Annotated in this window: 8 protein-coding genes; 4 read left to right on the top strand and 4 right to left on the bottom strand. The window is 63.5% G+C overall.

The features are described from left to right. The 3 genes from ACT6VE_RS34275 to ACT6VE_RS34265 form a co-directional block, all read left to right on the top strand. A partial coding sequence (locus ACT6VE_RS34275; protein ID WP_444802603.1) for a thiamine pyrophosphate-dependent enzyme occupies positions 1–290 on the top strand: 290 nt, incomplete at its 5' end. After that, entirely contained in the window at positions 287–1,315 is a 1,029-nt protein-coding gene (locus ACT6VE_RS34270) for an alpha-ketoacid dehydrogenase subunit beta (RefSeq protein WP_069051526.1), read from the top strand. The genes ACT6VE_RS34275 and ACT6VE_RS34270, both read left to right, overlap by 4 nt. A gap of 11 nt (positions 1,316–1,326) precedes the next feature. Continuing rightward, positions 1,327–1,557, top strand: coding sequence for a biotin/lipoyl-containing protein (locus ACT6VE_RS34265; protein ID WP_069051527.1), 231 nt, complete (start codon positions 1,327–1,329; stop codon positions 1,555–1,557). Between the two features lie 49 nt (positions 1,558–1,606). Here the strand turns inward: ACT6VE_RS34265 and ACT6VE_RS34260 are convergent, their stop codons facing one another. After that, positions 1,607–3,337 (bottom strand): N-acyl-D-amino-acid deacylase family protein, encoded by a 1,731-nt coding sequence (locus ACT6VE_RS34260; RefSeq protein ID WP_444608503.1) that lies wholly within the window; start codon positions 3,335–3,337, stop codon positions 1,607–1,609. Between the two features lie 103 nt (positions 3,338–3,440). On the opposite strand from ACT6VE_RS34260, the gene ACT6VE_RS34255 reads away from it, so the two are divergent. Continuing rightward, a complete protein-coding gene (locus tag ACT6VE_RS34255) occupies positions 3,441–4,115 on the top strand; it encodes a Crp/Fnr family transcriptional regulator (protein ID WP_287889428.1) in 675 nt (224 codons plus the stop codon). A 38-nt stretch (positions 4,116–4,153) separates the two neighbouring features. Here the strand turns inward: ACT6VE_RS34255 and ACT6VE_RS34250 are convergent, their stop codons facing one another. From ACT6VE_RS34250 to ACT6VE_RS34240, 3 genes are all read right to left on the bottom strand, one after another. Next, entirely contained in the window at positions 4,154–4,318 is a 165-nt protein-coding gene (locus ACT6VE_RS34250) for a rubredoxin (protein ID WP_069051530.1), read from the bottom strand. Between the two features lie 10 nt (positions 4,319–4,328). Continuing rightward, entirely contained in the window at positions 4,329–5,579 is a 1,251-nt protein-coding gene (locus tag ACT6VE_RS34245) for a cytochrome P450 (RefSeq protein ID WP_444608502.1), read from the bottom strand. Then, positions 5,576–6,614, bottom strand: a 1,039-nt coding sequence (locus tag ACT6VE_RS34240) for a serine hydrolase domain-containing protein (protein ID WP_444802602.1), incomplete at its 5' end; no start/stop codon positions are given. The genes ACT6VE_RS34245 and ACT6VE_RS34240, both read right to left, overlap by 4 nt.

Genomic DNA, 6,614 nt, shown 5'->3' with positions numbered 1-6,614 from the left:
GGCCGACCTTGCTCGAATGCATGACCTTCCGCTTCTATGGCCACAACTTCGGCGACGACGACAGCTACATTCCGCCGGCGCAAAAGGCCGCGGCGATTGAGGCTGATCCGGTTCCGCGCCTGCGCGCCCGGCTTATAGCCGACCGCATTGCGACCGAGGAGGAACTGGCTGCCATGGAAGCGGATATCGAGGCGCAGATCGACGACGCGCTCGAATTTGCGCTGGCATCGCCATGGCCCGAACCGGATTCACTGCGGTTCGATGTGTTCGAAAAGGCGATGTCGGCATGACCGATGTTGCACAGGCAGAAAAGCCGACCAAGGCGCCCAAGCCCACCGTTTCGATCCTCGCGGCGATTGCCAAGGCCTATCACGACGCGATGGCCGATGACCCCAAGGTCATCACGCTGGGCGAAGATCTTGCCGATCCCGAAGGCGGCGGCATCGCCAAGATCACCAAGGGCCTGTCGACGGCGTTCGGCGATGACCGTGTCCGCTCTACCCCCATATCGGAACAGGCGATCATGGGTGCGGCGATCGGGGCAAGCCTCGCCGGCTACAAGCCTGTCGCCGAGATCATGCTGATGAATTTCACCACGGTGGCGATGGACATGATCGTCAACCATGCCGCCAAGCTGCGCTTCATGTCGGGCGGCCAGACCAACGTGCCAATCGTTATCCGCACGATGACCGGCCTTGGCTTCGGCTCGGGCGGGCAGCATTGCGATTATCTCGAGGCGTGGTTTGCGCATACCGCGGGGATCAAGGTGTGCGCGGCCTCGACGCCCGAAGATGCCTATGGCCTGTTGCGCTCTGCCATCGATGATCCCGATCCGGTGCTGTTCATTGAGAACCTGCCGACCTATTTCATGCCGATGGCGATGGAACTGCCCGACAGCAGTCACCGCGTGCCGCTGGGCAAGGCAGCGGTGCAGATCGAGGGAAGCGACCTGACCATCGTCACGTACGCGCGCATGGCGATCGAAGCCCGGCAGGCGGCTGCCAAGGCGGCAGAGCAGGGCATCTCGGTCGAGGTCGTCGATCTGCGCACCATCGCGCCGTGGGACCGCGAGACGGTCCTTGCCTCGGCCGCCAAGACGGGCCGGGTGCTGATCGTTCACGAGGCGGTGAAGGAACATGGCGTTGGTGCGGAAATTGCCGCCGTCATCAGCGAGGAACTGTTTGGCCAGCTCAAGAAGCCGGTCAAGCGTCTGGGCGGTACCTTCAGCCCCGTCCCCTATTCGAAGCCGCTCGAATCCGCCTTTGCGCCGAACGCAGAGCGCATCCTTCAGGCCGTCGTCGAACTAGCAAGCTGAGGAGTATTTTCATGGCATTTCAGGTTACCATACCCAAGATCGGGTTCTCGATGAACGAAGGCATCTTGAGCGAATGGCTGATCGAAGACGGCGGCCAGGTCACCGAGGGTCAGCCGCTGTATTCGCTGGAGAGCGACAAATCGACCAACGAGGTCGAGAGCCCTGCCACCGGCACGCTGAAGATCATCGGCGAGATTGGCGAGACCTATGAAGTCGGCGTGGTGATCGCCGAAATCGTCTGACCGCTGATAGGGGAGTGCAGCCTCGGCTCCACTCCCCATGGGCTCGCGGCTAGAGCGCGGCAATCGCTTTGCATCCACGCACGAGCCTGCCCGGCAGCGCATCGGTCGCTAGACCCTGGCGATAGGTCACCACCCCGGAGACGATGGTGGCCACATAGCCGTCTGCCAATTGCCGCAAGCGTCGGCCGCCAGCCGGCAGGTCATGCGCCACTGTCGGCGCATGTAGGGCCAGCCGGTCCAGGTCGATGATGTTGATGTCGGCCTTGGCCCCTGCCACCAATCGTCCCCTGTCGCCCAGGCCAACGGCATCCGCGGGGATGCTGCTCAGCGCCGCAACGGCAGTTTCCAGCGCGATCCGCTGGTCCGCTGCCGCGTCGCGCGCCCAGCGGGAAAGGTAGAACGTCGGGAAGCTCGCATCGCAGATCATTCCATAATGCGCCCCGCCATCGGCCAGCGCGACGATCGTGTCGCGGTGGGTCAGCATTTCCCACACGGCATCCAGGTTGCCATCGCGGTAATTGGCTCCCGGCTGATACAGGATTGCACGGCCTTCCTGCTCCAAGAGCAGGTCATAGGCATGTTCCTGCCAAGTGACGCCCAGCGCTGCCGCGCGGTTATCGATCCGGTCTGCCAGATCGGGTTCATAGACGGGCACGTCGCCCATCGGATAGGCAAAGCGGCTGGCGATGACGGTCTTGACCGACACCGGATTGCTGTCCTCCGGTTCTTCGGACAACAGCTGGGCGTGGAACGCCGGATCGCGCATCGCTGCGACCTTTTCAGCCAGGGGCTTGTCGAGCAATGGCCGGAAACTGGGGTGCAGCGAGAAGGGATGGAAACTGAGGTCCAGGCCATAGAGCATACCCACCGGGCGCGGCGCCACCTGCGCCTTCATGGTCAGCCCGCGATCATTGGCGGCGGTCAGCGCGTCGAGCGAAACACGCCATTCGTCAGGATCACCTGCCGGCATCTGCAACAGCGAATAGGACAGGGGGCGTTCCGCCACCGAGGCGATCCGCTCCATCAAGGCAAATTCGTCGACAGCAGAACCCGTCACGCGCGGGATGATCTGGTAAACTCCGGTACCTGCATCGCGCAGCCCCGTGGCGAGAGCTTTCAGTTCGTCTTCTTCGGAAAACAGGCTGGGGGCGAGCGCGCCCGCCTTGGTCCGGTGCATCATGTTGCGTGATGTGGAGACGCCGATCGCTCCGGCCTCAATCGCCTCCCGGGTCAGCGCGCGCATCTGTTCCAGATCCTTGGCACTGGGCGGCTCGTGGGCCGCCGCCCGATCCCCCATGACATAGACCCGCAGCGCCGAATGCGGCAGCTGGGCGGCGATATCGACGTCATAGTGGCGGGTGTCGAGGACATCGAGAAATTCGGGGAACGTCTCCCAAGACCAGGGCAGTCCTTCGGTCATCACGACCTCGGGAACGTCTTCCACCCCCTCCATCACCGCGACCAGCATGTCGCGTTGATCGGGCTTGCAGGGGGCGAAACCGACACCGCAATTGCCCATCACTACGGTGGTGACACCATGATTGGAGGATGGCACCATCCGGTTTTCCCAAGTGGCTTGCCCGTCAAAGTGCGTGTGGATATCCACAAAGCCGGGGGTGACGATCTTGCCTGCCGCGTCGATGGCTTCGGCTGCAGGACCTGCAATATCACCGATATGCGCGATCATGCCATCCTTGATGCCGATATCGGCACGAACGGGCGGGCCCCCCAGGCCATCATAGACCAGCCCGTTTCGCACGATCAGATCATAGTCGGTCATTGCAAATCCCCGTCCCGCTTCAACTGGTTGGAGCATAGCGTGAAGCTGGAACCATAAATGTCACATCATTGACAATTGAGGGCGTGCCGTTCAAATTTGCGCAATGAGCCCAGAGGATATCGCCCTGCTGGAAAGCGACACCTGGTTCTGCGGGCTGGCGACCGATCGGCGCCGCCGGATACTCGACCATGTTCGCGGACGCACCGTCTCTCGCGGTGCCCATGTCTACCGGCTGGGCGATGCCCCCGATGGGCTGTACGCCTTGCTCGATGGCGAAGTACGCATGGTCAGCTATAGCAGCAGCGGGCTGGAAATGGTGGCGATGGTGGTGCGGCCAGGCCTGTGGTTCGGCGAACTGTCCGTTATCGATGGTCAGCCGCGACCGCATGATGCCATCGCCACCACGGCCGCACGCATTGCCCGTTTGCCAATGGGGGCAGTGACGGCGCTGACGGATGCAGACCCTGGCCTGTGGCGCGATATCGCCTTGCTCGGCTGCGCGCACCAGCGCTGGGCGATGCGCCACAGCGAACGTGTTCGGACTCAAACCGCGATTGTCCGCCTGGCCGGATTTCTTCTGGGCAAGGCCGCCCAGGCGTCCGATGGCGTGGTGCGCATGCCGCAACAGGCATTGGCCGAGATTATCGGCGTATCGCGCCAACGGACCAACATGCTGCTGCGGGAAATGGCGCAGCTGGGCCTGGCGCAACCTGCCTATGGCGGGGTTGTCGTGAGAGATATCGCGCGGTTGCGCGCGTTTCTGCAAAGCCACAGCTGATGGGCCATCATGGCCTGCACGATGGCCAATTCTGGCGCTCAGACCTCTTCCATCGCGAAATCCGCCTTCTCCGCCCCGCAGTCGGGGCATTTCCAGTCGTCGGGAATATCCTCCCATGCGGTGCCGGGGGGAATGCCGCCCATAGGATCACCCAGGGCCTCGTCGTAGAACCAGCCGCAGTTCATGCACATCCACTGTTTCATGCCCGTGTCCTCAGCTGTCGAAGCGCACCCACAGGTGCTCTGGCGCGCGCAGGATGTGGCCGGTGACGCGGGGCGCGGGCTTGTCCGGATCCAGCCGAAGGTTCACAAGCCGGTCCAGCAGCGCGCTCAGCGCCCGCGTCATTTCAACCCGCGCCAGGTGCTGGCCGATGCACAGGTGCGGGCCGCTGGCAAAGGCGAGGTGCCGGGGTGTTCGGCTTCGGAAGATATCGAAGCTGTCCGGTTTCGGGAACTTTGATGGGTCGCGGTTGGCCGAAGCCAGCACGGTGTTTACGAAGGTGCCCTTTTTGATGGGCACGCCCGCTATCTCGGTATCGACAGAGGCATAGCGGAAGGTCGAGGCGACAGGGCCTTCCCAGCGCAAAGCCTCGTCGATCGCCTGCGGGATCAGGCTGCGGTCTTCGGCAACCGCCTTGAGCTGTTCCGGGTGGGTGAGGAGACCTGTCAGCAACACGCTGGTCCCACGATAGGTCGTGTCGCCACCCGCGTTCATCAACTGCCGCAGGAACGAGATCAAAACGTCATCGGGCAACCGCTCGCCATCAGCTTCGACCGTGGCGAGGTGGCTGATCAGGTCGGTGCCAGGCTTGGCACGCTTCTGCTCGACCAGCGCGCCAAAGAAATCGCCCAGTTTCTTGCTCGCCTCCTGGCCCTGCGGTGCGCCAATCGAGGACAGCAATTGCGCGATGGCCAGCTTGTGGAACACCGGTGCCTGCGCCGGATCGAGCTCGACCTGCGCATAGATCACCTGGAAGGGATAGTGGTGGGTAAAGTCCTCGATGAGATCCGCGCGCCCGTGCGGCAGGAATTTTGCCATCAGCCGGTCCACGACCGGATCGACGACGGTTTCCCCCCATTTGGAGACCACCTGTGGCAGGAAGGCTTTCTGGAAGATCTTGCGGTATCTTGGGTGCTCGGGCGCGTCCATCACCGTGACCGTATTGCCAAAGGCCCGGCCCAGATTCGGAGAGAACGCCTCTTTGTTGGTGAAGATTTCCGGGTGTGTCAGCACGTGCAGCACCGCATCATATCCCAGCACCATCACCTGCGGCAGATGGCCCATCTGCACGTCGGGCACGGAGGTGAACTGGCTGCGGTAGCTACCCTCGACCACTGGTCCTCGCTGCATCAGCGCGTGGATCTGCGGATAGGGGTCGTGGCAGTCCCCCGTCGAAAGCTTCTCGATCACGAAAGGATCGAAACCGGGGTCGGACAGGTCTTCGAGTTGCGGTGAGGGCATCATGATTTCCACTCCAGACCCAGCGCTGCGACCACTGCCTTAGAGATCGGCAATATCGGATCGTCCTTGGGGTCGCGGGCGTTGAACATTCGGTTATGGCAGATCGCCACGGCAAGGTTCTGGTCGGGGTCGGCCCAACCGATCGATCCCCCGGCGCCTGGGTGCCAGATCGCGCGCGGGCTGCTGACGCGGTGCCCCCCCAGCCAGTATCCGCCGACGCTGATCGGGATCGGCATGCCGAACATCACCGGATCGGGCTCGTCGCCATTGTCGCGCAGGGCGGAAAACGCAGCGACGCGCTCGGGCGACAGCAGGCGGACGCCATCGAGCGTGCCGCCATTTGCCAGCATCGCCCAGAACCGGGCTTCGTCGCGGGCGTTGAAGATGCCGCCCACGCCCGCGATGCAGGCGCGCTGGACATCGGCCCGCCCGAACACGCGCGGCACCAGATCGACCGCATGCGGCATCGATCGCGCGTACAGCGTTGCCTCGGGCGGGGGCGGATCATTGTCGTTGCGGTTGGACATCGCCGCGACCCTGTCTGCCACGCTGTCGGGAATACCGATCCACAGGTCGGCAAGGCCCAGCGGCTGCGCGATCTCCTGCTGCACGAAGCTGTTCAGGTCAGGCCGTTCAGGATCGCTGCGGCGGACGATCTCGCCGACGATCCAGCCGAAGGTCATCGACTGGTACAGCGTCTTCTCACCCGGAGGCGCCAGCGGCTCCATCGCCGCAATCGCGCTCGCCATCCAGGCGGTGTCGCACATAAGTTCAGGCGTCACGCCTTCGGGCATAAGGGGAACGCCGGCGCGGTGCGTCAGCGCGTGGCGCACCGTTGCGGCAGCCTTGCCGTTATGCGCGAATTCGGGCCAATAGTCGGCGATCGGGGCGTCATAATCCACGAACCCTTTTTCGACCTGGATATGCAGCGCCGTGGCGGCGACCGCCTTGGTCACCGAGTACACGTTGTACAGCGTGTCGGCGGTGGCGGGCGTGCGAGTTGCAGGGTCGGCCAGACCGTCCCACACGTCGATGCAC

The organism is Shinella sp. (assembly GCF_052438155.1).
GTDB lineage: Bacteria > Pseudomonadota > Alphaproteobacteria > Rhizobiales > Rhizobiaceae > Shinella.
This window is presented reverse-complemented; position numbering and strand designations above follow the sequence as displayed.

Bases quoted from the DNA above. Each gene is read 5' to 3' on its own strand.
- ACT6VE_RS34260 (WP_444608503.1), bottom strand. From the start codon at position 3,337: ATGACCGACTATGATCTGATCGTGCGAAACGGGCTGGTCTATGATGGC.
- ACT6VE_RS34245 (WP_444608502.1), bottom strand. From the start codon at position 5,579: ATGATGCCCTCACCGCAACTCGAAGACCTGTCCGACCCCGGTTTCGAT.
- ACT6VE_RS34255 (WP_287889428.1), top strand. From the start codon at position 3,441: ATGAGCCCAGAGGATATCGCCCTGCTGGAAAGCGACACCTGGTTCTGC.
- ACT6VE_RS34250 (WP_069051530.1), bottom strand. From the start codon at position 4,318: ATGAAACAGTGGATGTGCATGAACTGCGGCTGGTTCTACGACGAGGCC.
- ACT6VE_RS34265 (WP_069051527.1), top strand. From the start codon at position 1,327: ATGGCATTTCAGGTTACCATACCCAAGATCGGGTTCTCGATGAACGAA.
- ACT6VE_RS34270 (WP_069051526.1), top strand. From the start codon at position 287: ATGACCGATGTTGCACAGGCAGAAAAGCCGACCAAGGCGCCCAAGCCC.